The sequence below is a fragment of the Pseudomonas qingdaonensis genome (genome assembly GCF_018398475.1).
GTDB classification, from domain to species: Bacteria; Pseudomonadota; Gammaproteobacteria; order Pseudomonadales; family Pseudomonadaceae; genus Aquipseudomonas; species Aquipseudomonas palmensis.
In genome coordinates this window covers 4289518-4311046 of the sequence record NZ_CP074676.1, presented here as the reverse complement: position 1 = coordinate 4311046, position 21529 = coordinate 4289518, and the positions used below count along the sequence as shown (strand labels likewise).

Below are 21529 nucleotides of genomic sequence, written 5' to 3'. Positions count from 1 at the left end.
CCGCCCAGGCGCGGGGTCAACGGAAGGTAAGGCTGATTCACCCTGAGTCGCGTTACTGAGGAGAATCCAATGAAAGCGTGGGTAATTACCTTTGTTGACCAGAAAGGCGAAAGGACCTCGCTGTCGTTTGACGCCGAGCAGCAGCCCAGTATCGAAGAGGCGGCTCGGGTGATTCGCGCCCACCTCTATCCTGTCGTGGACAAGGCGGACCTCAATGATTTCGAGGGCCGCGTGTCGATGCCCACTGCCGAATGGCTGAAGCAGGACAGCGGCGTGGAGATCAAGGAAATCAAAGAACAGTCCTGAGCGCTCGCGCTACTGGCATACCCTGGTGATTGGCGCTAGTCTGCAGCCAGGGTCACGGGTTATTTACCCAGCCGGCCCTTTTCCCTTAAACCATCGCTGCATCCGCTACATCCGCTCGAGTTGCCCACCCACGTTTGGCAGGGTGGGTCAGTGCGTAATGCACTGAAAGTCTATCCATCGCGACGAGGAGGACGATTCATGAGCAGCCCGTATGAGGACATCAGCAGCACGGTTCTACGCCGCATGAAAGAAGGCGGTTTCGATTTTGCCCAGATCCATCCCATCGAGTTCTATGCGGTGTTCCCGGACGAGGAGCGGGCGCGCAGGGCCGCAGGCAAGTTTCGTGGTGAATCGATCAACACCCAGGTACGCGAAAGCGACGAGGGGTGGCAGCTGGAGTTGAGCAAACTGATGTTCGCCACCTATGGCGGCATCGGCGAGTTCGAGCATGACTTCGAGCTGGCAGTTTCCCCTTTGGGCGGCCAGATACAGGGCTGGGGCGTCAAGCAGGAGCGACTGCTCGCCTGAACCTGTGTATCCGCGGGGCGGCCATGCCGCCCCCATCCATTTTCAGGGTACTTCCACCCCGGACCGCTTGCGGCTGGCCATGTGCGCCAGGTACCCAAGCAACTGGTCCAGTTCTGCGTCGCTGATCACCGTTTCGGCAAAGCCGGGCATGCGCGCCTGTGGCCACTGGCGCAGGCTTTGCGGGTTGCGGATGTAACGGCGCAAGAACGCCGGCTGGAAGTACTCGGTGGGGTTGAAGGGCAGGTTCAGGTCGGGCCCGAACTGCGCATCGCCGGCACCGTTGAGTCGGTGGCAGGCCAGGCAGTTTTTCTGAAACACGGCAAAGCCCAGGTTGACCGGGTCGTCCTCACGCAGTTGCGGGTCTGGCAGCAGTGCCGGGAAGCGCGATGCCACAGGGGCCAGGCGGCGAATGGTGGCAAGCTGGAAGGGCCATTGTTCGGGGCTGATCCGGCCTGCCTGCGGTTGGGTCCACACCAGGTAGAAGGGCCCGGCGCTGCCTTTGCCCTTGCTCAGGGCTGGCCATGGGTGGGCGGGGTCCTCGATGGCCAGCCAGGCGCGTGCCGGGCCGTTGCCGAGCAACGGGGCAGCGGGCAGTTCGGCGGCAAAGCCATCCAGCGCCACGGCCTGCAGATGATCGCCGGGGGCTACGCCCTCCAGCAGCGCCACCATGGGCACGGCGCGGTAGTGCATGGTCTTCTTGTAGGAAACGTCACCGTCGATGCGGATATCCCGCGCCTGCGGGTGAGCCAGCAGTTGAGCGGTGCTCCACTGGCGCTCGGCGCCGCCCAGGTTCAGGGTCAGCTGTGCGGCGTGCAGGGGCAGGCTCAACAGCAGGATCAGGGCAAGGCAATGACGCATCGGGTGCTCTCCAACCATTCAGGCCGGCAGGATACACCAGCGTTGCGATGATGCCTGGTTACAGAACGGGTGGGCTTCAGCCGAACAGTCGTGTGAGGTTGGGCACGATCAGCAGCAGCGTCGTGGCGAAGAGGATGAGGCCGGCTTGACGTACTTTGGAGTGCTTGAACATGGCGGTCTGCCTTTTTGTTGTTATTCCTGAATGCCGTGTGGCGTCCTTGGCCAGGGTCCGTGATAACCCGCGAGCGCTGTCGAAATGTCCGCGTTGCCCCCGCATCGGACCTGCTTTGCTTCGATATACAACTAACCTTAGGGTCAACGTCACCCGTGTTTTAGAACGCTTTCGTATTAAATAATTGGTTCTAAGGCCCTACGGCTATGAGGCCAAGGGCCATCCGGCGACCATCCCTTCAGCTAGACACGTGCGTGCGCTCCGGGGCATGGCCTGCACAGTGTGACCGTTCGTCCGAGTGAACACTTGCCTCCGAGCGCCATTCGCGGCAGGCTCTAGCGACACTTTGTGCCTCATGTCGTTCGGGACTAAATCTATGTCGTTACGCATCTGCATCCTGGAAACCGATGTCCTGCGACCCGAGCTGGTCGATCAGTATCAGGGCTACGGACGGATGTTCGAGCACCTGTTCACCCATCAGCCGATTGCCGCCGAATTTCGCGTGTACAACGTGATGAACGGTGAATACCCCGACGACGACGAGGTGTTCGACGCCTACCTGGTGACCGGCAGCAAGGCCGACTCGTTTGGCGACGACCCGTGGATCGCCAGGCTCAAGACCTTTCTGCTGGACCGCTACAAGCGCGGCGACAAGCTGCTGGGCGTATGCTTCGGCCACCAGTTGCTGGCCCTGTTGCTGGGCGGGCGCAGCGAGCGCGCGCACCAGGGCTGGGGGGTGGGAACCCACCGCTACGTGATGGCGGCCAAGGCGCCGTGGATGAGCCCGCAGGTGGAGGAACTGACCCTGCTGATCAGCCACCAGGACCAGGTTACCCAGTTGCCCGAAAACGCCACGGTGATCGCCTCCAGCGACTTCTGCCCCTATGCCGCCTATCACATTGGCGACCAGGTGCTGTGCTTCCAGGGCCACCCCGAGTTCATCCACGACTATTCCCGTGCCTTGCTCGAGCTGCGCCAGCAGCACCTGGGCCCGGAGGTCTACAGCAAGGGCGTGGCCAGCCTCGACCAGCAACACCAGGGCACCACGGTGGCCGAGTGGATGATGCGCTTTGTCGCGCACAAGCCACAGGGCAGCGCGGCCTGAGGCCTACAGCCAGCCGGAGCGCTTGAAGCTGGCGAACAGTGCCGTGCAGCCCAGGGCGATGACCCCCAGCACGGTGAAGTAGCCGTAGTGCCAGCTCAGCTCCGGCATGTTCTGAAAGTTCATCCCGTAGATGCCCGCCACGGCGGTGGGGAAGGCCAGGATCGCCGCCCAGGCGGCGAACTTGCGCTGGGTGATGCTCTGGCGTGACGACTCCAGCAGCATGCCGATCTCGATGGTCTGGCTGGCGATGTCGCGGATGCTCGACAGGTCTTCCATCTGCCGCGTCACGTGGATCTGCACGTCGCGAAAATACGGGCGCATGTTCTTGTCGATGAAGGGGAAGGCCAGGCGCTGCAGCTCTTCGCTGATCTCGACCATCGGTGCCACATAGCGGCGCAGGCGCAGGATGTCGCGACGCAGGCCGTGCAGGCGGCGGATATCGTCTTCCTGCAGCGAACTGCTGAGTACGTTGTTTTCCAGCTCTTCGATCTCGCTGTGAATCGCCTCGCTCACCGGCTGGTAGTTTTCAGTGACGAAGTCGAGCAGTGCATACAGCACGAAGTCTTCGCCGTGCTCGAGCAGCAGCGGCCGGGCCTCGCAGCGCTGGCGTACCAGGGCATAGGATTTGGAGTGGCCGTTGCGGCAGGTGATGATGTAGCCGTTGCCGGCAAAGATATGCGTTTCGATGAACTCCAGCCTGCCGTCCTGGCGTACCGGCGAATAGGTCACGATGAACAAGGCATCGCCGAAGGTTTCAAGCTTGGGCCGGCTGTGCTTTTCCAGCGCATCCTCGATTGCCAGTTCATGCAGGTTGAACTGGCGCTGAAGATTGGCCAGTTCCTGCGCGGAGGGCTCTTCCAGCCCGATCCACACGAAGTGCCCCGGTTTGCTGGCCCACTCGGCGCCCTCGTCGAGGCTGATGTTGGTGACTTTTCTACCGGCGCTGTAGACCGCTGCCGCTACGACTCGACCCATGGTTGTGCCTTTCCCCCGTTATCATGCCCCTAGCTTGGTATGACTACGACAAATCGGCAACTGCGCGGCTGGCCTGCAGTTCTTTTTCCATCAGGTCGATGCAGTGCTGCATCTGTTCGCGGCACTGCTCGGCCAGGGCGGGAACATCCTGGTGGGTCATGCCGGTGGTGGAGATCGGCGCCAGCGAGCGGATGATCACCTTCTGCTTGCGCCAGCCGTTGAGGTTCAGGCGCCTGGCGTAGCGGCTCACGCACACCGGCACGATGGGCACGCCGGCTTCGATGGCCATGTGGAACGCGCCTTTCTTGAAGGCCAGCAACCGATCGCCGGCGTTGCGCGTGCCCTCGGGGAATACCCAGATCGAGGTGTCCTGTTCCTGCAGGGTGCGGGTGGTGGTCTGCATGGCGCGTCGGGCCTGGTAGGCGTTGCTGCGATCGACCAGCACATTGCCGCCCAGCCAGAACAGCTGGCCGAACAGGGGGATCCATTTGAGGCTCTTCTTGCCGATGCACACCGTGCGCGGCGGCACCACGTGACCGAGCACGAACAGGTCATGGTTGGATTGGTGGTTGGCCACGATCACGCAGCCCGGGGGCTGGTCGAACAGCGGGCCGACTTCGGCCTGTACCTGCAGGCGCATCAGCCAGGTGGCGGGCCAGCCATACAGGCGCGCGAACACGCGGCTGTTGTCGGGGTTGAAAGGCCGACACAGGCCGATGAGCACACCCAGTATGCCTACCAGAACAAAATGCAGGCCCAGGAGGGGCATGCGGATCAGAAACAGCATTGTGGTTAACCCCGGACAAAACGCGGCGCAGTGTACGGTTGTGCACAGCCCGGGGCAAACTTAAAGCTTCGCCGGCAAGGCCGGCTCCTGCAACGGTTGCGTCCCCTGCAGGAGCCGGCCTTGCCGGCGAATGGCGCGACCCGCTATCAGACCGGGTGTTCCTGGTCGCGAATGATCGCGTCGTCCAGCAGGTCCAGCAGCGCCTTGCGCACCTTGAGCTTGGTCTTCTTGTGCGCGTTCATGTTGATGGTCTTGAGTTGCTGCGCCGCTGCCAGGGCGGTTTCGTGCAACTGCTCCACCGGCACCACCTTGTCGAGGAAGCCGGCATCCACGGCACTGGCCGGGTCGAACATCTCGGCATTGATGACCGAGCGGTGGAAGGCCGAGCGACGCAGGCGATCACGCGCCAGCTCGATGCCGGCGTGGTGCATGGTCATGCCGATCTGCACTTCATTCAGGCCGATGCGGAACGGGCCTTCGACGCCGATGCGGTAGTCGGCCGACAGCAGCAGGAATGCACCCTTGGCCACGGCGTGGCCAGGGCAGGCGACGATCACCGGGAACGGATGCGACAGCAGGCGCCGGGAGAGCGTCGAGCCGGCGGTCACCAGCGCGATGGAGGCCTGTGGCCCAGAGGTCATCACCTTGAGGTCGTAGCCACCGGAGAGGATGCCCGGCTGGCCGGTGAGGATGACGACGGCGCGATCCTGCACGGCAAGGTCCAGTGCATCGTTGAAGGCTGCGATCACGTCCGGTGAAATGGCGTTGACCTTGCCGTTGTTCAGGGTCAGCGTCGCGATGCCGTCTTCCAGTTGGTAGGTAACCAGCTCACTCATGACAGAGTTCCTTTAGGTGGAGTGGGGCTGACGTTACCCAGCTGCCGCGGTCAGGTAAAGCACCAAGGCTGACCGATGAGTCAGGCGCAGCACGCCGGCCCCGGCACCACGGGCTTCGTGCATGGACCACAGCCGAACCACGCCAGAGATTGGCAGCTTTGCCACTGCTGGCTTAAGCGCATGAATATTCTGAAAAAAACCTTTGCCATTCAAAGTGCTTTCGACTACATTAGCGCGCCTCGACAGGCTGAACAGCTTGGCGAGAACCGGTGAAGTGTCCGAGTGGCTGAAGGAGCACGCCTGGAAAGTGTGTATACAGGAAACTGTATCAAGGGTTCGAATCCCTTCTTCACCGCCATATTCAGATACGCGAAGAGCCCCCGAACTTGAAAGAGTCCGGGGGCTTTTTGTTGGGCCATTGAAAAGGAAGTTTCAGATGCTTGCAGAGTGCTTTTCCGAACAGCAGATTCTTGCCGCCGAGCAATTGATTGCTCTTGTCAGCCCCACGCCCGAAATGGCCGCCGAGCATCTTCAGGCGTTTCGCGAGCTGGAGCTGGACGAGGATGACATCGAAGAGTTCGAGGACGATCCCAAGCAACTGATGTGGATGGTCAAGGACATCGCCGACTGGGAGTCGGTGTTCTACGTCGACTGGAAGGACACCGAGTCGTTCGTGCAAAGCGTCCAGCAACTGGCAGAAGCACGTGACGCCCAGGTGACCTTTGGCGTGGATGACCCGGAAGATGAAGACTTCCTGGAAAACCACAGCGTGTCGCAACTGATGGTGCTGGCCCATGCCGAGCTTCAGAAGCAGGGCCTGGTGCTGTGGAACTGGTCGACGCTGGAGGACTGCTACAGCGGCTTCATCACCACTCCGGCCGCGGCGGCCGACCTGAGCGAAATCGCCGGGATACTGGAAGTGCAGTTCCGCGAGGGCAGCGAGCCGTTCTGATCGGCGGCGCGCTGTTCGCCAGCCAGGCTGGCTTCTGCAGGCAACGCGAACGCCTGTGCAGGAGCCGGCCTTGCCGGCGAACGCATTCTCAGAAGCTCACAGCAGCCGACACCCGCGCAGTTCGCGGCGCGCCCTGAAACAGGTAGCCGTCGCCCAGATATTCCCCCGCGTCTCTCCAGTAGCGCCGATCGAACACGTTATCCACTGTCAGGCGCAGCACCGTGTCATACCCGCCGATGCGCGTGCGATAGCGGCTGCCAATGTCGAACACCGCATAGCCACCCACCGCCACCGTACCTGCCTGGTTGGCATACTTGCTCGCGCTGTAGCGCGCCCCACCCAGCAGCGCCAACCCCGGTACTCCCGGGAGGCTGTAGTCGGCCTGCAGCGCCGCGCGCAGGTTCGGCACGTTCAGCGCCTGATGGTCGTCGTACGCCCGCGTGCCGCTGCCGCCGACCCGTGCACGAATGGCCGCGGCACTGGCGTTGATCTGCAGGTTCGACGTTACCCAGCCGCTGGCCGCCAGCTCCAGGCCAGTGTTCTTCTGCTGCCCCTGCTGCACGTAGGTGAAGTCACCGCTGCCGTCCGGCTGGGCATACTGATACCCCTGGCGCAGCTGGAACAGCGCCGCGCTCAGGCTCATGCGCTGCCATTCACGCTTGATACCCAGTTCGAGCTGGCGTGACGTGGTGGGGGCCAGGATGTCCTGGCTGTTGAGCGCGAACCACGGCGCGGCATTGCCCGACGACAGCCCCTTGCTGTAGCTGGCGTACAGCGAAATGTCCGCGCGCGGCTTGTAGATCAGTGCGGCGTTGGGCAGCAGTTCATATTGCCGGGTATGCCGGCGCAGGTTGCCGTCTTCACCAAAGGCCTGCTCGTCCAGGCGTACAACGCGCGCACCGAGTACCGTCTGCCAGTGTTCGTCGAAGCTGATCCGGTCGCTGGCGAACAGGCCGTACTGGCGGCTGTCGAGGCGGCGTTCACGGTGGCCCGGGCTGCCGTCGAAGGGCTCCAGTGCCGGCGTAGGCTGGTAGATGTTGCCGCTGCCGATCCACTCGTTGAACTTCGGTCGCTGGTCGACAGTGCGCCGTTGCGCGCTGCTGCCGACCGTCAGCTCGTGCTCCAGGCCCGCCAGGGCAAACAAGCCGTTGAGAGTGACCTGTGCCTCGTCGGTGCGCCGGGTATCGTCCGGGCTGCGGTAGTCGTAGATGTCGTAGTCGCCCTCGGGGCTGAAGTAGTTCGGCACCTTCGAGCCTGCGCAGCTCGCCGCGCCGTAGCAGCCCCAGGCGAACGCGCTGTAGTCGTCGATCACCACGCGACTGCGCGAAGCGCTCACGCTGCCGGTCCAGGTGTCGCTGAAGCGGTATTCGAAGCGACCGCCCAGGTTCAGCGAGTCGATCTGCACCGGCTTGGCCCAGTGCTGATAGGCCAGGCGATCGTCGGGGTCGATGCCGTGGGGCAGGCGGTTGCCGCCGAGCAACTGGTAGCCGGGCACCGAGCGCTGCTCGCGCTGCTGGTACTCGACATCCAGTTGCAGCAGCGCATCCGGGTTCACTTGCCAGTCGAAGGCCAGCGAAGCGAAGTCGCGCTGGCCGTCGGCATGGTCGACGTAGGAGCGGATATCTTCATGGGCCAGGTTTGCGCGCAGGCCGAACTGGCGTTCGCTGCCAAACCAGCCGCCCAGGTCGGTGGCGATGTAGCGCTCGCCCAAGGCCGTGCTCGATACCGTGAGCGAACGGATATCCTGCGGGCGCTTGGTCACATAGTTGATCAGCCCGCCGGGTTCGGCTACTCCGCTTTGCAGGCCCGACAGCCCCTTGAGCAACTCGACCTGCTGCTTGTTCTCCAGCGCCACGTTCTGCTCGCCGGCGATGGTCTGGCCGTTGATGGTGTAGCTGTGGGCGGCGTCCAGTTCGAAGCCGCGCACGTTGAAGTTCTCGTAGTAGCCGATGGGCGCATAGCTCTCGCCGACCGAGGCATCGCTTTGCAGCACCTCGCTGAGCAGGCGCACCTGGCGGTCCTGCAGCAACTGTTCGGTGAACACCGACACCGAGGCGGGGGTGTCGAGCAGCGGCGCCGCGCCAAAGCCGGCCACCGAGGCCTGGCGCGGCTGGTAGCCGTCCTCGAGCACATCGGACACGTTCAGGGGCGCGAGGGTGATGCCGCTGTCGGCCAGGGTGGTGGACGAGCTCAGGGCCAGGCCGAGGCTCAGCAGCCCCAGGGGCAGGCGAGGGTGGTGCAGGGTCATGCGCAGGTTCCTTGAGGGCCAGCAACAGGCGCGCCGGCAGGCGGGGCGCCATGTTACCTGAAGGGGGCCTGCGGGTAGGAGCCAGCCTTGCTGGCGAACGCCGTTACGCGGCCTTCACCTGAGCCGAGCGGCGCTCCACCCACAGCCACACCACCAGCGCCACGCCGCCGATCACCAGCCCCGCCACCACGATGCCGTTCCAGCCGTGGGCCTGGAACAACTGCGTACCCAACAGCGAGCCCAGTGCGCCACCGATGAAGTAGCAGGTGATGTACCCGGCATTGAGTCGGTTGCGCGCCTCGGGGCGCAGGGCGATCACCGCGTTCTGGTTGCTCACGTGCACCAGCTGTACCGCCAGGTCGAGCACCAGCACGCCAATCAGCAGGGCGGCGAGCGACACCTGGGCGAAGGCCAGCGGTACCCAGGCCAGCACCAGGGCCAGCAGCCCCACGGTGGTGCCCAGCGAGCCCTTGCCGCGGTCGGCCAGGCGCCCGGCCCAGTTGGCGGCCAGCGCGCCGGCAGCACCGGCCAGGCCGAACAGCCCGATCACCGCATCGGAGTAGTGGTAAGGCTCGGCTGCCAGCAGAAACGCCAGGGGTGTCCAGAACAGCGCGAACAGGCAGAACGACAGCAGCCCCAGCAACGAGCGCAGGCGCAGCACCGGCTCATCCACGAACAGGCGGAACACCGAACCGATCAGTGCGGGGTACTTGAGCCCGGCGTGCTGGTGGCGCTCGGGCAGGGCCCTGGCCAGGGCGATGGCGCTCAGGGCCATGAGCGCAGCGGCCAGCAGGTAGATGCTGCGCCAGTCACCCAGGGTCGCCATGAACCCGGCAGCGGTGCGCGCCAGCAGAATGCCCAGCAGCAGACCGCTCATCAGCGTGCCGACCACTCGCCCGCGCTCGGACGGGTCGCTCAGGCCGGCGGCCATCGGCACCAGTACCTGCGCCACCACCGAGAACAGCCCGGTCAGGGTGGTGCCGATCAGCAGCCACATCAGGCTGGGGGCGAAGGCGCTGATCAGCAGGCCGACCGTGGCGATGGCGATCATACTGACGATCAGGCGGCGTTGTTCGAACAGGTCACCCAGCGGCGCGAGCAGCAACAGGCCGGCGCCGTAGCTCAGCTGGGCGGCAATCACGATGCTGCCGGCGGTGGCGGTGGTCAGGCCGAAATGCTGAGCGATGCTGTGCAGCAAGGGCTGCGCATAGTAGTTGCTGGCCACGGCCAGGCCGGTGGCGGTGGCCATCAGCAGAATCAGGGCGCGGCTCAGGTGAGTTGTGGCGGGGGCCATGGACCGTCTCGTTGTCAGGGGGGAAGGGGAGTGCATTATCGAAAATGCGCTAGCATGACGCCAATGAATCGTTTAGATCCCATCAATCTCTTGTACAGATGGAAAGATGAACCTCAAGCAGATCGAATACGCGCTGGCGGTGGCCGATACCGGTAGTTTCACCCGTGCGGCCGAACGTTGTCATGTGGTGCAGTCGGCTTTGAGTCATCAGGTGGCGCGCCTGGAGTCGCAACTGGGCACCTTGCTGTTCGAGCGCAGCTCGCGCCGGGTGCGCCTTACACCTGCCGGCGAAGCCTTCGTGCTCAGCGCACGCACGGCGCTGGAAGCCACCCGGCGCATCGCCGAGGACGTGGCCGCAGCCTGTGGCGAAGTGCGCGGGCGCTTGTCCATCGGCGAGATCAGCTCGCTGACCGAGCTGGACCTGGTGGACCTGCTGGCCGGTTTTCACGGGCAGTACCCGCAGGTGGACATTCGCTGGCTGATCGGCAAGAGCGAGCTGCTGATTGCCGATGTGCGTGAACGGCGCCTGGATGTGGCGTTCATCGGCGTCTGGCCGGGGGAGCCTCTGGCGGGGGTCGCGTCGCGCCTGCTGGCGGCCGAGGAGCTGGTGGCGGTGCTGCCGCTGCAGCACCCGCTGGCAGGCATCGGGCGTCTGGCGCTGGAGCAACTGGAAGACCAGCCCCTGGTGGACTTCCAGGCTGGCAGCGGCGCGCGTCGACAGACCGACGAGGCATTTGCCGCCGCAGGGGTGCGTCATCGGGTGCAGTTCGAGGTGGGCAGTATCGGCCTGATCGAGAAGTTCGTGCAGCGTGGCCTGGCCCTGGGGCTGGTACCGGCAAGGATCGCCGCAGGCTTCAAGGGCATTGCCGCAGTACCGGTGTGCGATGCCCCGGTGCGCCACCTGTACGCGATCTGGTCGACCACCCCGACGCCGGCGGCGCGGGCCTTCGTCCAGTTGCTGGAGCAGAACCTGGCGGCAAGGGCAAGCCATTAGCCGTGGAGCCCACTTCGCTGGCAAGCCAGCGAAGTGCTTCAGAGCACTTCCACCAGTTCGTAGACCTGGCGCCCATTGCCCAGTACCAGCACCACCTCGTCGCCCTCGAGCTTGCCCATCAGGCTTTGCCCCAAAGGTGAGCGCGGGGTGATCACCGTGATCAGCGCCTGCCCTTCGCCGATTTTCAGCCCTGCCGCTTCCGGCCCCAGGAACACGCGCTGCTGGCGATCCTGTTCGTCGGCCAGCAGCACCAGGTTGCTCAGTTGCACGCCGGCCTCGGGGTCGTAGTCGCGCAGGGTCAGTTGCTGGTACGCCAGCCGTGCCTGGCGAATCTCCTCCATGCGCCGGGCCTGCCCGGTGGCCAGGTACGAGGCTTCCAGGCCGAGGGTGTCGTACTTGTTCTCGGCGATGTTCTCCTCGGCAGTGGCCGCCTCATACGCGGTCTGCGCAGCACGTTGCGCCACGTCGAGGTCGACGCCCAGGCGCTCGATGATGCGCGCCAGCAGGTCGGTCTTGTTCATCTCAGTTGCAGAACTCAAGGACATTGGCGCGGCTTTTCTCGGTGGGGGCGGTACGGTTCTGTTGCAGCCAGAACTGGCATCTGGGGTTGGACAGGTTGCGCGGGCTGCCCTGGGCCTGCTCCTCGGCCTGCTGCACCGCCTGATCGTGCAGGATCTGCTTGTACTGCTCGAACATGCGGTTCTGCTCCGGCGACTGCTGCGGCGCCACGGCCGGCGCGGGCGGGGCGATCACCTCGTGCAGTGGCTGGCGCACGTCGGGCAGGTACTGCCAGCCCAGCCACAGGGTCAGCATGATGGCAACGAAGCCCAGCCACAGGCCGATGGCCACGCACAGGATCAGTTGCAGCGGGTTTTGCGAAATTTTCAGTTCACGGCGACGCGCACGGTACGACATGGCAGCCTCCTGGCCAGGACAATGGCGGCGATTGTCGCATGCAGCGCGGGTTTTATTCAGCCTCGCTACTGTTGTCTGCAATGATTAACCCGGACAATCGGCGCTTTTTGTTTCCGGCTCAACGTGAGGTGCCTGCCATGAAACCGACCTGGGATATCTTCTGTTGCGTCGTCGACAACTATGGCGACATCGGCGTCACCTGGCGCCTGGCCCGGCAACTGGTGGCCGAACACGACGTGGCGGTGCGCCTGTGGGTGGATGAACTGGCGGCCTTCGTGCGCCTGTGCCCCGAGGCGGACGCCCAGGCCCGGCAGCAATGGCAGCAAGGCGTCGAGGTGTGCCTGTGGCCGGCCGACTGGCAGCCGACGGCAGTTCCGGACGTGGTGATCGGCGCCTTCGGCTGCCACTTGCCAGCGGCCTATGTCCAGGCCATGCGGGACCGCACCGTGCCGGCAGTGTGGCTGAACCTGGAGTACCTGAGCGCCGAGGGCTGGGTGGAAGGCTGCCACGGCCTGCCGTCGCCCCAGGCCAATGGCCTGCGCAAGGTGTTCTTCTTTCCGGGGTTCACGCCCGGTACCGGCGGGTTGCTGCGCGAAGCCACGTTGCTGACGCGGCGCAAGGCGTTCGAAGACGACCCGCAGGCCCGTCAGGCATTCCTGCGCGGCCTGGGCGTGAGGGTGCATGAGGGTGCACGGCTGATCTCGTTGTTCGCCTATGAGAACCCGGGCCTGGCCAGTTGGCTCGATGTGCTGGCCGCCGACACCCGCCCCAGTCACCTGCTGGTGCCCGAGGGGCGCATCCTGGGGGATGTGCAGGCCTGGCTGGGCGAGAGCGGGCTGGGGGTGGGCAGTGTGACGCAGCGTGGGGCGCTGACGGTGCAGATCCTGCCCTTCGTCAGCCAGGATGACTATGATCGGCTGCTGTGGTGCTGCGAGTTCAATGCGGTGCGCGGCGAGGACTCGTTCGTGCGTGCTCAGTGGGCCGGGCGGCCACTGCTGTGGCACATCTATGTGCAGGAAGAGTACGCCCACTGGGAAAAGCTCGAGGCCTTTCTGGACCATTACACCCAGGGCTTGTCGGCCCCGGCAGCCGCCGCGCTGGTGGCGCTGTGGCGGGCCTGGAACATGGATCGCGACATGGGCCAGGCGTGGCGCGAGCTGCTGGCGCACTGGCCGGAACTGAGCGCCCACGCCGAGCGCTGGTGCGCCGCGCAGGCCGCTCAGCCGGACCTTGCCACGGCGCTGGTACAGTTTTGTCGAAATTCGCTATGATATGCGGCCTCGATTTTTGTAAATCCATCCAAATTCGGATATCTCGCAATGAAAACTGGTAAAGAGCTGAAACCCGGTACCGTGATCCGTATCGACAACGACCCTTGGCTGGTTCAGAAAGCTGAATTCACCAAATCGGGCCGTAACAGCGCGATCATGAAGACCAAGCTGAAAAACCTGCTGACCGGCTACAAGACCGAAACCGTCTACAGCGCCGACGACAAGCTGGACGACGTGATCCTCGACCGCAAAGAAGCGACCCTGTCCTTCATCAGCGGCGACACCTACACGTTCATGGACACCACCGACTACACCATGTACGAGCTGAACGCCGAAGACATCGAAAGCGTTCTGCCTTTCGTTGAAGAAGGCATGACCGATGTATGCGAAGCCGTATTCTTCGAAGACCGCCTGGTTTCCGTAGAGCTGCCGACCACCATCGTGCGTCAGGTCGACTACACCGAAGGTTCCGCCCGTGGCGATACCTCCGGCAAGGTCATGAAGCCTGCCAAACTGAAGAACGGTACCGAGCTGTCGGTTGCCGACTTCATCGAGATCGGTGACTGGATCGAGATCGACACCCGCGAAGGTGGCTCCTACAAGGGCCGCGCCAAGGTTTAAGCCTGGCGATCTGCGCGAACACGAAACCCGGCCAAGGCCGGGTTTTTTTATGCCCTGCGTGCGCGGCTGCGGCGCCGTCAGAGGCTGTTCTGCAGGTTGTCGCGCAGCGCCAGCAGCTCGGCCTGCAAGCGTTGCAGGCGCTCCAGCGAGTGGCCGCTGGCGCCCAGGATGCACGGCGGGATCGAGCGTGCCTGCGCTTGCAGGGCACGCCCCTGGGCAGTCAGTTGCACGATCACCACGCGCTCGTCCTCGCGGCTGCGGGTGCGCTTGAGCAGGCCCTCGGCCTCCAGGCGTTTGAGCAAGGGCGTGAGCGAGCCGGGGTCGGTCAGCAGGCGATGGCTGATTTCGCCGACGGTCAGCCCGTCCTGCTCCCATAGCACCAGCATGGCCAGGTACTGCGGGTAGGTCAGGCCCAGTGCCTGCAGCAGTGGCTTGTACACCTTGGTCATGAGCAGTGACGTGGAGTGCAGGGCGAAGCACACCTGATTGTCGAGCAGCAGCTCATCGTAAACGGGCGCTTTGGAGGTGTCGTTCATGCGGCTCCTTTCTATCTGGTCCATGAAATGGTGGCGCGCATGCTATGCGCGCTATTGCCAGCGCAGCTCGCTCTGCAGTGCCAGGTCCCAGGGAGGGATGGGGCTGAAGCGGCTCTTGAGGAATTCGAGCAGCAAACGGCTGCGAGAGTTCGTTTCATGTTCAAGGCGCAATGCATAGACACCGCTGGTTTCGGCCGGGGGCAGCCCGTTCTCGCAGAACAGCGGCAGCAGGTCGCCGCGCAGCAGGTACTCGCTGATCAGCCAGGTGGGCAGGTGCGCGATGCCCAGGCCCGCCAGGGCGCCGAACAGCAGGGTCTCGGCGTTGTTGGCGCTCATGCGCATGCGCGAGGGGCGCAGCAGACGCATCTGCCCGTCCGCCGCGAAGCGCCAGGCGAAGGGTGGGGTCAGGCCATCCCAGTCCAGCCCGTCGTGCTCTGGCAGGTCGCAGGGGCTGGCAGGCACGCCACGGGCCTGCAGGTAGGCGGGGCTGGCGCAGGCAATGCGCACCATGTACGCCAGCGGTGTTGCCACCAGCCGGGTATCGGCCAGAGGGCCTGCACGCAGCACCAGGTCGACTTCGCCCAGGTGCGCGCCCTGCAGGTCGACGAAGCTGTCGATCAGGCGCAGTTGTACATCCAGGCCCGGGTACGCCACCAGGAAATCGGCGATGGCCGGTGCCAGGTGGCGGCGGCCGAACGCCGAAGGCGCATCGATGCGGATCAGGCCTTCCGGTGCATTGCTCAGCGACACGGCCTCGGCGCGGGCCAGACGCAGCTCTTCGACGATACGCCGGGCGCGTTCGGCGAATGCATTGCCGGCGGGCGTGGGGCGTACCGCATGGGTGCTGCGCACGAACAGGCGGCTGCCCACGGCGGCCTCCAGGGTATCGATGCGTCGGGCCACCGCCGAAGGGGTCAGCGGGTGGCGCCGCGCCGCGGCAGAAAAGCTGCCGCTTTCGAGCACATCGAGAAACAGGCTCAGGTGTTGGGTGAGGGCGTCCGGGTTCATGGTGATTGCTTGTGCGAATTGGGCACAGCCATTGTGCGTTGCTGTGCGTTTCCCCGCTAGCCCGCCATCGGTAGCATGGCGCTATTGCAGAGCAGAGAGGCGAGCATGGTCGAGTGGTTGATGTACATCGTATTGGGAGCAGGGCTGGGTACCCTGGGCGGGCTGTTCGGGATCGGCGGCGGCCTGATCGCGATCCCCGTGCTGGGCGTGCTGTTCGGCCTTGACCAGCAACTGGCCCAGGGCACCGCGCTGGTGATGGTGGTGCCGAACGTGTTGCTGGCGCTGTGGCGCTATCACCAGCGCAATCGCATCGAGCTGCGTCATGCATTGCCCTTGTCGCTGGCCGGCTTCGTGTTCGCCTGGCTCGGCTCGATCTGGGCGGTGGGGTTGGATGCACAGGCCATGCGCGTCGGCTTCGTGGTGTTTCTGGTGGCGCTGACGGTGTGGAACCTGGTGCGCATGTTCACTCGCAACTCGCCGCCTTCGACCGAGTTGCGCCAGCCCTGGCCCTGGCTGGGTGTGCTGGGCGGGGGTGCCGGTGTGGTCGGCGGGCTGTTCGGGGTAGGGGGCGCGGTGGTCGCCACACCGGTGCTGACCAGTGTGTTCGGCACCACCCAGGTGGTTGCCCAGGGCCTGTCGCTGGCACTGGCGGCGCCCAGTACCTCGGTCACGCTGCTGACCTACGGGCTGCACCAGCATGTGGACTGGAACATGGGCATCGCGCTGGCACTGGGCGGCTTGCTGAGTATCAGCTGGGGAGTGAAGCTGGCCCATGCGCTGCCGGAAAAGGTCCTGCGCTCGTTGTTCTGTGTGTTTCTGGTGGTGTGCGCGTTGATGCTGGGCTTCAGGGTCTGAAGCCCGCCGCGGGTCGAGCCAGCACGGCCGTCGAGGGCCGTGCAGGTGTCAGCGCCGTACCTGCTTGAGCGTTTCGGCGATCAGGAACGCCAGCTCCAGCGACTGGTCGGCGTTCATGCGCGGGTCGCAGTGGGTGTGGTAACGGTCCGACAGCGCGTCTTCGGTGATCGGCCGGGCGCCGCCGATGCATTCGGTGACGTTCTGACCGGTCATCTCGATGTGAATGCCACCGGCATGGCTGCCTTCGGCCTGGTGCACCTGGAAAAACTGCTTGACCTCGCCCAGGATCTGCGCGAAATCGCGGGTCTTGTAGCCGCTGCTGGCCTTGATGGTATTGCCGTGCATCGGGTCGGAGCTCCACAGCACCTTGCGCCCCTCGCGCTCGACGCTGCGGATCAGCCCCGGCAGGTGCTCGCCGACCTTGTTGGCCCCCATGCGCACGATCAGGTTGAGCCGGCCCGGGTCGTTGGCCGGGTTGAGGATGTCGATCAGGCGGATCAGCTCCTCGGTGTTCATGCTCGGGCCCACCTTGACCCCGATCGGGTTGTTAACCCCGCGCAGAAACTCCACGTGGGCGCCGTCCAGCTGACGGGTGCGATCACCGATCCAGAGCATGTGCGCCGAGCAGTCGAAGTAGTCGCCGGTCAGGCTGTCGCGCCGCACGAAGGCTTCCTCGTAGTTGAGCAGCAGCGCCTCGTGCGCGGTGAAAAAGCTGGTTTCGCGCAGTTGCGGCGAGCTGTCCATGCCGCAGGCGCGCATGAAGGCCAGGGTTTCGTCGATGCGGTCGGCCAGCTGGCTGTACTTTTCGGCCAGCGCCGAGTTGGCGATGAAGTCCAGGTTCCACTTGTGCACCTGGTGCAGGTCGGCGAAACCACCCTGGGCGAAGGCGCGCAGCAGGTTGAGGCTGGCGGTGGACTGGTGATAGGCCTGCAGCAGGCGCTCCGGGTCGGGCACGCGGCTGGCAGGGTCGAAGCCGATGCCGTTGACGATGTCGCCCCGGTAGGCCGGCAGGGTCACCTCGCCGATGGTTTCGTCATTGGACGAGCGCGGCTTGGCGAACTGCCCGGCCATGCGCCCCACCTTGACCACCGGGCAGCCGGCGGCAAAGGTCATGACGATGGCCATCTGCAGCAGCACCTTGAAGGTGTCGCGGATTTTCGCTGCCGAGAACTCGGCAAAGCTTTCGGCGCAATCGCCGCCCTGCAGCAGGAAGGCACGGCCTTCGGTCACTTCGGCGAACTGGCGGCGCAGCTCGCGCGCCTCGCCGGCGAACACCAGCGGCGGGTAGCTGGCCAGGGTCTGCTCGACCTTGAGCAGGTGCGCTGCATCGGGGTAGTGCGGTTGCTGCTGGATCGGCAGGGCACGCCAGCTATCGGGACTCCAGGGTTGGCTCATCACAGGCTCGGTTTCTATCGGAAAAGGGCTGTGAACATGCTAACACCTGGACCCTGCCTTGTTGCATCGCCTGTATTGACGGACAATGGTCGTTTTTGCTTGGGCACATGCAGGTGTCGGGAGAGAGCATGACAGAGGAACGGGTAGAGCGGCTGCTGGCGCAGGTGCACGACGAGTTCGGCACCATCAGCGTGCTGGAAGTCGAGGACTACCGCTTTCTCGAGTTTGGCGAGGCCATCGAGCAGAGCTGCGTATTCACTGCCGACCCGAGCTGGCTGGAGTACGACTATACCCGCGCCATGCTGGTGGGCGCGCTGTGCCACTGCGAGCCTGAAAGCGCGCTGTTTCTCGGCCTGGGTGCCGGTACCCTGACCCAGGCCTGCCTGAAGTTCCTGCCCCTGGAGGACGTGGAGGCCATCGAGCTGCGTCCCGAGGTGCCGCGCCTGGCCATCGAGTACCTGGGGCTGGACGATGATCCGCGCCTGTACATCCGCGTGGGTGATGCGGTCGAGCTGCTGGAGACGGCCGAGCCTGCCGACCTGATCTTCGTCGACCTCTACACCGACCACGGGCCCGGCGTCGGCCACCTGGCCTGGAAGTTTCTCGAGGACTGCCAGAAGCGCCTGAACCCCGGCGGCTGGCTGGTCATCAACCAGTGGGCCACCGATGACGGCAAGCCGCTGGGCGCTGCGCTGTTGCGCGGGCTGTATCACCGCCATTACTGGGAGCTGCCGGTGAAGGAGGGCAACGTCATCCTGCTGGTGCCCGCCGACCTCGACCAGACCCTCGACCGGGAGGCGCTCACCGCGCGCGCCCGGGCTCTTGAACCGCGCCTGGGTTACTCCCTGCAGCGCCTGATCGAGGTGATCCGACCGGCATCTTGAATAAATCGTTTCAGCTCCGGCCGCGCCGCCAACAGACGCGTGGGCCTCGATCATCGGCAAGGGCTGTCGATTCGAGGCCTCCGGGCTTCTCTTCCCTGTAAAAAAGTCTCACGCGATGCAGGAAATCGGGTATAGTACGCGCCGGTCTTTTACCGGACCTCGTTCAGGTAGTGCAATTCCCCGAAGCCAGCTTCGGCTGCGCGTCCGCACCGCGGACTCTGCCTTGACGTTCCTTTTTTTCTTCAATCGTTTTCGCAAATCCCCGCCGACAAAGCTGCCAGGGTGACCTTCGGGTCTTACAAGGCATGTGCAGCTTTGGAGCATGGGTCTTTGCGGATGCACTTAGAGGCAGACCCATGACCCAGGAAACCGGCGGCTTCGCCGCTCTCGATCTTCATCCAAGTATTGTTGCCGCCGTTATCGCCACTGGCTACGAAGAGCCATCGGCCATTCAGCAGCAATCGATCCCGATTATTCTTGCCGGTCATGACATGATCGGTCAGGCGCAGACAGGTACCGGTAAAACCGCTGCCTTCGCTCTGCCAATCCTGCACCGCATCGACCCGAGCAAGCGCGAGCCGCAAGCCCTGATCCTGGCGCCAACCCGTGAGTTGGCGCTGCAAGTAGCTACCGCATTCGAAACCTACGCCAAGCAGATGCCGGGCGTTACCGTGGTAGCGGTATACGGTGGTGCCCCGATGGGCCCACAACTCAAAGCAATCCGTAACGGCGCGCAGATCGTCGTCGCTACCCCTGGCCGTCTGTGCGACCACCTGCGTCGCGACGAGAAGGTGCTGGCTACCGTCAATCACCTGGTGCTCGACGAAGCTGACGAAATGCTCAAGCTGGGCTTCATGGACGACCTGGAAGTCATCTTCAAGGCCATGCCGGAAACCCGCCAGACCGTACTGTTCTCGGCCACCCTGCCGCAGTCGATCCGTGCGATCGCCGAGCGTCACCTGCGTGACCCGAAACACGTCAAGATCCAGACCAAGACCCAGACCGTGACTGCCATCGAGCAGGCACACCTGATGGTCCACGCCGACCAGAAGGTCTCGGCGGTACTGCGCCTGCTGGAAGTCGAAGAGTTCGATGCACTGATCGCCTTCGTACGTACCAAGCAAGCCACCCTGGACCTGGCCAGCGCCCTGGAAGCCAAAGGCTACAAGGCTGCCGCGCTCAACGGTGACATCGCCCAGAACCAGCGTGAGCGCGTCATCGACTCGCTCAAGGATGGTCGCCTGGACATCGTCGTCGCTACCGACGTCGCTGCCCGTGGTCTGGACGTACCGCGCATCACCCACGTGTTCAACGTCGACATGCCGTACGATCCGGAGTCCTACGTTCACCGTATCGGCCGTACCGGCCGTGCCGGTCGCGAAGGTCGTGCACTGCTGCTGGTCACCCCGCGTGAGCGCCGCATGCTGCAGGTGATCGAGCGTGTGACCGGCCAGAAGGTTGCCGAAGTTCGTCTGCCCAACGCCCAGGCCGTACTGGACGCGCGCATCAAGAAGCTCACCAACAGCCTCGCGCCGCTGGTTGCCGATGCAGAAGCTACCCACGGTGATCTGCTCGACCGCCTGACTGCCGACATCGGTTGCAGCCCGCGTGCCCTGGCCGCGGCCCTGCTGCGCAAGGCCACCAATGGCCAGGCGCTGACCCTGGAAGCCGTCGAGAAAGAGCAGCCGCTGGTGCCGACTTCGGCCCCGCGTGGTGATCGTCCTGCCGGTGAGCGCTCCGAGCGTGGCGAGCGTGAGCGTCGCGCGCCGATGCCACTGGGTGAAGGTCGTGCACGTTGCCGTACCGCGCTGGGTGCGCGTGACGGTATCGCGGCCAAGAACCTGCTGGGTGCGATCCTCAACGAAGGCGGCCTGGCCCGCGAAGCGATCGGTCGCATCCAGGTGCGCGACAGCTTCAGCCTGGTCGAGCTGCCGGAAGATGGCCTCGAGAAGCTGCTGACCAAGCTCAAGGACACTCGCGTTGCCGGCAAGCAGCTGAAGCTGCGTCGTTATCGCGAAGATTGATCTTCGAGTGAAATGAAAAATCCCCGACTGGTTCGGGGATTTTTTTTGCCTGGGCGGCCTGTTTGGCTTACAGGGGCCGGCCTTGCCGGGGAAAGGGCTGCCGCCTCAGTCGAACCGATAGATATCCATTCCCAGTGCTCCCAGGGTGAAGCCCTGGTGCTCGATCGCGAACCGCTCGCCCGCGCCGCGGGCAAAGTACAGCGGCAGCAGGTGCTCGTCGCTCGGGTGGTTGCGCACCGCAAACGGCGCCTGCCGGCGATAGTCATGCAGGGCCGGCGTGTCGCCCGCAGCCAGCTTGTCGATCATCCAGTCGCGAAACGCCAGTGCCCAGGGCTCTACGCTCTCGGGGCCGGCATGCCAGTCGAGTTCGCGCAGGTTGTGGGTAATGCTGCCGGAGCCGATCAGCAGCACGCCTTCCTCGCGCAGGGCCGCCAGTGCCTGGCCTACCTGTTGCTGGTACGCCGGGCCGTTCTGGCTGGGCAGTGATACCTGCACCACCGGTATGTCCGCCGCCGGGTACATCAGCGACAGGGGCACCCACGCGCCATGGTCGAAAGGCCGCTTGGCGTCGAGTGTTGTGGGCAGCCCGGCTTCATTGAGCCGTTGCCTTACCTGTTCGGCGAGCTGTGGGTCGCCGGGGGCAGGGTACTGCACGGCATACAAGGCGGCCGGAAAGCCGCCGAAGTCGTGCCAGGTGGGTGGGTGCGGGTTGCTTGTCACGCGCAGTTCGGTGGTTTCCCAGTGCGCAGACATCACGACGATCGCTCTGGGGCGCGGCAGTTGCGCCGCCAGGCGCGCAAGTGCCGGGCCGCTGGCACCCGGTTCCAGTGCCAGCATGGGAGAGCCGTGGGAGATAAACAGGCTGGGCAGCATCGGGGTGGTCCTGAAGGTTAATATGCAGCCATCTTCGGGCAGATCATTGATCTAAATCTAATATAAGTTTTTGCGGTATTTAATCGAATTTA

Annotated in this window: 23 protein-coding genes and 1 tRNA gene; 12 read left to right on the top strand and 12 right to left on the bottom strand. The window is 64.4% G+C overall.

Going from position 1 to position 21529, the window contains the following annotated elements; all coding sequences use genetic code 11:
- The first annotated feature begins 69 nt into the window (after positions 1 to 69).
- Together KH389_RS19610 and KH389_RS19605 are read left to right on the top strand one after the other, a co-directional pair.
- Positions 70 to 306: a hypothetical protein gene (locus KH389_RS19610; RefSeq protein ID WP_213606074.1), complete on the top strand. Its 237-nt coding sequence runs from the start codon at positions 70 to 72 to the stop codon at positions 304 to 306.
- Between the two features lie 198 nt (positions 307 to 504).
- Positions 505 to 834 (top strand): ribonuclease E inhibitor RraB, encoded by a 330-nt coding sequence (locus KH389_RS19605; protein WP_043862720.1) that lies wholly within the window; start codon positions 505 to 507, stop codon positions 832 to 834.
- Between the two features lie 42 nt (positions 835 to 876).
- On the opposite strand, the gene KH389_RS19600 is transcribed toward KH389_RS19605, so the two are convergent.
- Positions 877 to 1692, bottom strand: coding sequence for a c-type cytochrome (locus KH389_RS19600; RefSeq protein ID WP_210014280.1), 816 nt, complete (start codon positions 1690 to 1692; stop codon positions 877 to 879).
- Positions 1693 to 2240: 548 nt separating this feature from the next.
- On the opposite strand from KH389_RS19600, the gene KH389_RS19595 reads away from it, so the two are divergent.
- Positions 2241 to 2969 (top strand): amidotransferase, encoded by a 729-nt coding sequence (locus tag KH389_RS19595; RefSeq protein WP_043862722.1) that lies wholly within the window; start codon positions 2241 to 2243, stop codon positions 2967 to 2969.
- Positions 2970 to 2972: 3 nt separating this feature from the next.
- Here the strand turns inward: KH389_RS19595 and KH389_RS19590 are convergent, their stop codons facing one another.
- From KH389_RS19590 to KH389_RS19580, 3 genes are all read right to left on the bottom strand, one after another.
- Positions 2973 to 3944 carry a magnesium and cobalt transport protein CorA gene (locus KH389_RS19590; RefSeq protein WP_043862723.1) on the bottom strand — a complete coding sequence of 324 codons (972 nt, stop codon included), beginning with the start codon at positions 3942 to 3944 and terminating at the stop codon, positions 2973 to 2975.
- A 43-nt stretch (positions 3945 to 3987) separates the two neighbouring features.
- Complete coding sequence (locus KH389_RS19585) at positions 3988 to 4731, bottom strand: lysophospholipid acyltransferase family protein (RefSeq protein ID WP_058541057.1); 744 nt, start codon at positions 4729 to 4731, stop codon at positions 3988 to 3990.
- Between the two features lie 146 nt (positions 4732 to 4877).
- Positions 4878 to 5567 (bottom strand): crotonase/enoyl-CoA hydratase family protein, encoded by a 690-nt coding sequence (locus KH389_RS19580; protein WP_213606072.1) that lies wholly within the window; start codon positions 5565 to 5567, stop codon positions 4878 to 4880.
- A gap of 75 nt (positions 5568 to 5642) precedes the next feature.
- On the opposite strand from KH389_RS19580, the gene KH389_RS19575 reads away from it, so the two are divergent.
- From KH389_RS19575 to KH389_RS19565, 3 genes are all read left to right on the top strand, one after another.
- A complete protein-coding gene (locus tag KH389_RS19575) occupies positions 5643 to 5840 on the top strand; it encodes a hypothetical protein (RefSeq protein ID WP_143516616.1) in 198 nt (65 codons plus the stop codon).
- A tRNA-Ser gene (locus tag KH389_RS19570) sits at positions 5836 to 5925 on the top strand. Before KH389_RS19575 ends, KH389_RS19570 begins: the two co-directional genes overlap by 5 nt.
- A 78-nt stretch (positions 5926 to 6003) precedes the next feature.
- Positions 6004 to 6519 carry a DUF6630 family protein gene (locus KH389_RS19565; RefSeq protein WP_043862726.1) on the top strand — a complete coding sequence of 172 codons (516 nt, stop codon included), beginning with the start codon at positions 6004 to 6006 and terminating at the stop codon, positions 6517 to 6519.
- An 88-nt stretch (positions 6520 to 6607) separates the two neighbouring features.
- Here the strand turns inward: KH389_RS19565 and KH389_RS19560 are convergent, their stop codons facing one another.
- Positions 6608 to 8767, bottom strand: coding sequence for a TonB-dependent siderophore receptor (locus tag KH389_RS19560; protein WP_213606070.1), 2160 nt, complete (start codon positions 8765 to 8767; stop codon positions 6608 to 6610).
- A gap of 103 nt (positions 8768 to 8870) precedes the next feature.
- On the bottom strand, positions 8871 to 10061 hold the full coding sequence (locus tag KH389_RS19555) for an MFS transporter (protein ID WP_043862728.1): 1191 nt from the start codon (positions 10059 to 10061) through the stop codon (positions 8871 to 8873).
- A 106-nt stretch (positions 10062 to 10167) separates the two neighbouring features.
- Here KH389_RS19555 and KH389_RS19550 point away from each other — a divergent pair, with 106 nt between their 5' ends.
- Positions 10168 to 11055, top strand: coding sequence for a LysR family transcriptional regulator (locus KH389_RS19550; RefSeq protein WP_043862729.1), 888 nt, complete (start codon positions 10168 to 10170; stop codon positions 11053 to 11055).
- A 38-nt stretch (positions 11056 to 11093) separates the two neighbouring features.
- Here the strand turns inward: KH389_RS19550 and KH389_RS19545 are convergent, their stop codons facing one another.
- Both KH389_RS19545 and KH389_RS19540 read right to left on the bottom strand, forming a co-directional pair.
- On the bottom strand, positions 11094 to 11576 hold the full coding sequence (locus KH389_RS19545; RefSeq protein WP_043862730.1) for a GreA/GreB family elongation factor: 483 nt from the start codon (positions 11574 to 11576) through the stop codon (positions 11094 to 11096).
- A gap of 1 nt (position 11577) precedes the next feature.
- Complete coding sequence (locus tag KH389_RS19540; RefSeq protein WP_213606068.1) at positions 11578 to 11970, bottom strand: hypothetical protein; 393 nt, start codon at positions 11968 to 11970, stop codon at positions 11578 to 11580.
- Between the two features lie 137 nt (positions 11971 to 12107).
- On the opposite strand from KH389_RS19540, the gene earP reads away from it, so the two are divergent.
- Both earP and KH389_RS19530 read left to right on the top strand, forming a co-directional pair.
- Positions 12108 to 13241, top strand: a complete 1134-nt coding sequence (gene earP / locus KH389_RS19535; RefSeq protein WP_213606066.1) for an elongation factor P maturation arginine rhamnosyltransferase EarP — start codon at positions 12108 to 12110, stop codon at positions 13239 to 13241.
- Between the two features lie 48 nt (positions 13242 to 13289).
- Positions 13290 to 13862 (top strand): elongation factor P, encoded by a 573-nt coding sequence (locus KH389_RS19530; RefSeq protein WP_043862733.1) that lies wholly within the window; start codon positions 13290 to 13292, stop codon positions 13860 to 13862.
- 77 nt (positions 13863 to 13939) lie between these two features.
- Here KH389_RS19530 and KH389_RS19525 read toward each other — a convergent pair whose 3' ends face one another.
- Together KH389_RS19525 and KH389_RS19520 are read right to left on the bottom strand one after the other, a co-directional pair.
- Positions 13940 to 14398 (bottom strand): MarR family winged helix-turn-helix transcriptional regulator, encoded by a 459-nt coding sequence (locus tag KH389_RS19525; protein ID WP_213606064.1) that lies wholly within the window; start codon positions 14396 to 14398, stop codon positions 13940 to 13942.
- Positions 14399 to 14449: 51 nt separating this feature from the next.
- Complete coding sequence (locus KH389_RS19520; RefSeq protein ID WP_213606062.1) at positions 14450 to 15406, bottom strand: LysR family transcriptional regulator; 957 nt, start codon at positions 15404 to 15406, stop codon at positions 14450 to 14452.
- A 105-nt stretch (positions 15407 to 15511) separates the two neighbouring features.
- Here KH389_RS19520 and KH389_RS19515 point away from each other — a divergent pair, with 105 nt between their 5' ends.
- Positions 15512 to 16261, top strand: a complete 750-nt coding sequence (locus KH389_RS19515; RefSeq protein WP_054915828.1) for a sulfite exporter TauE/SafE family protein — start codon at positions 15512 to 15514, stop codon at positions 16259 to 16261.
- Positions 16262 to 16309: 48 nt separating this feature from the next.
- Here KH389_RS19515 and KH389_RS19510 read toward each other — a convergent pair whose 3' ends face one another.
- Complete coding sequence (locus tag KH389_RS19510) at positions 16310 to 17656, bottom strand: class II 3-deoxy-7-phosphoheptulonate synthase (RefSeq protein WP_054915827.1); 1347 nt, start codon at positions 17654 to 17656, stop codon at positions 16310 to 16312.
- A gap of 128 nt (positions 17657 to 17784) precedes the next feature.
- On the opposite strand from KH389_RS19510, the gene KH389_RS19505 reads away from it, so the two are divergent.
- Positions 17785 to 18540, top strand: a complete 756-nt coding sequence (locus KH389_RS19505) for a spermidine synthase (RefSeq protein ID WP_043862738.1) — start codon at positions 17785 to 17787, stop codon at positions 18538 to 18540.
- Positions 18541 to 18896: 356 nt separating this feature from the next.
- Entirely contained in the window at positions 18897 to 20564 is a 1668-nt protein-coding gene (locus tag KH389_RS19500; protein WP_043862739.1) for a DEAD/DEAH box helicase, read from the top strand.
- Between the two features lie 105 nt (positions 20565 to 20669).
- Here the strand turns inward: KH389_RS19500 and KH389_RS19495 are convergent, their stop codons facing one another.
- On the bottom strand, positions 20670 to 21437 hold the full coding sequence (locus KH389_RS19495) for a DODA-type extradiol aromatic ring-opening family dioxygenase (RefSeq protein WP_213606060.1): 768 nt from the start codon (positions 21435 to 21437) through the stop codon (positions 20670 to 20672).
- Between the last annotated feature and the right edge of the window lie 92 nt (positions 21438 to 21529).

Excerpts from the sequence above, each read along its gene's own strand:
- KH389_RS19575 (WP_143516616.1), top strand. The coding sequence starts at position 5,643 with ATGAGTCAGGCGCAGCACGCCGGCCCCGGCACCACGGGCTTCGTGCAT.
- KH389_RS19555 (WP_043862728.1), bottom strand. The coding sequence starts at position 10,061 with ATGGCCCCCGCCACAACTCACCTGAGCCGCGCCCTGATTCTGCTGATG.
- KH389_RS19580 (WP_213606072.1), bottom strand. The coding sequence starts at position 5,567 with ATGAGTGAGCTGGTTACCTACCAACTGGAAGACGGCATCGCGACGCTG.
- KH389_RS19495 (WP_213606060.1), bottom strand. The coding sequence starts at position 21,437 with ATGCTGCCCAGCCTGTTTATCTCCCACGGCTCTCCCATGCTGGCACTG.
- KH389_RS19515 (WP_054915828.1), top strand. The coding sequence starts at position 15,512 with ATGGTCGAGTGGTTGATGTACATCGTATTGGGAGCAGGGCTGGGTACC.
- KH389_RS19500 (WP_043862739.1), top strand. The coding sequence starts at position 18,897 with ATGACCCAGGAAACCGGCGGCTTCGCCGCTCTCGATCTTCATCCAAGT.
- KH389_RS19505 (WP_043862738.1), top strand. The coding sequence starts at position 17,785 with ATGACAGAGGAACGGGTAGAGCGGCTGCTGGCGCAGGTGCACGACGAG.
- KH389_RS19595 (WP_043862722.1), top strand. The coding sequence starts at position 2,241 with ATGTCGTTACGCATCTGCATCCTGGAAACCGATGTCCTGCGACCCGAG.
- KH389_RS19585 (WP_058541057.1), bottom strand. The coding sequence starts at position 4,731 with ATGCTGTTTCTGATCCGCATGCCCCTCCTGGGCCTGCATTTTGTTCTG.
- KH389_RS19565 (WP_043862726.1), top strand. The coding sequence starts at position 6,004 with ATGCTTGCAGAGTGCTTTTCCGAACAGCAGATTCTTGCCGCCGAGCAA.
- KH389_RS19510 (WP_054915827.1), bottom strand. The coding sequence starts at position 17,656 with ATGAGCCAACCCTGGAGTCCCGATAGCTGGCGTGCCCTGCCGATCCAG.
- KH389_RS19605 (WP_043862720.1), top strand. The coding sequence starts at position 505 with ATGAGCAGCCCGTATGAGGACATCAGCAGCACGGTTCTACGCCGCATG.
- KH389_RS19545 (WP_043862730.1), bottom strand. The coding sequence starts at position 11,576 with ATGAACAAGACCGACCTGCTGGCGCGCATCATCGAGCGCCTGGGCGTC.
- KH389_RS19530 (WP_043862733.1), top strand. The coding sequence starts at position 13,290 with ATGAAAACTGGTAAAGAGCTGAAACCCGGTACCGTGATCCGTATCGAC.
- earP (WP_213606066.1), top strand. The coding sequence starts at position 12,108 with ATGAAACCGACCTGGGATATCTTCTGTTGCGTCGTCGACAACTATGGC.
- KH389_RS19520 (WP_213606062.1), bottom strand. The coding sequence starts at position 15,406 with ATGAACCCGGACGCCCTCACCCAACACCTGAGCCTGTTTCTCGATGTG.
- KH389_RS19540 (WP_213606068.1), bottom strand. The coding sequence starts at position 11,970 with ATGTCGTACCGTGCGCGTCGCCGTGAACTGAAAATTTCGCAAAACCCG.
- KH389_RS19560 (WP_213606070.1), bottom strand. The coding sequence starts at position 8,767 with ATGACCCTGCACCACCCTCGCCTGCCCCTGGGGCTGCTGAGCCTCGGC.
- KH389_RS19550 (WP_043862729.1), top strand. The coding sequence starts at position 10,168 with ATGAACCTCAAGCAGATCGAATACGCGCTGGCGGTGGCCGATACCGGT.
- KH389_RS19525 (WP_213606064.1), bottom strand. The coding sequence starts at position 14,398 with ATGAACGACACCTCCAAAGCGCCCGTTTACGATGAGCTGCTGCTCGAC.
- KH389_RS19600 (WP_210014280.1), bottom strand. The coding sequence starts at position 1,692 with ATGCGTCATTGCCTTGCCCTGATCCTGCTGTTGAGCCTGCCCCTGCAC.
- KH389_RS19590 (WP_043862723.1), bottom strand. The coding sequence starts at position 3,944 with ATGGGTCGAGTCGTAGCGGCAGCGGTCTACAGCGCCGGTAGAAAAGTC.
- KH389_RS19610 (WP_213606074.1), top strand. The coding sequence starts at position 70 with ATGAAAGCGTGGGTAATTACCTTTGTTGACCAGAAAGGCGAAAGGACC.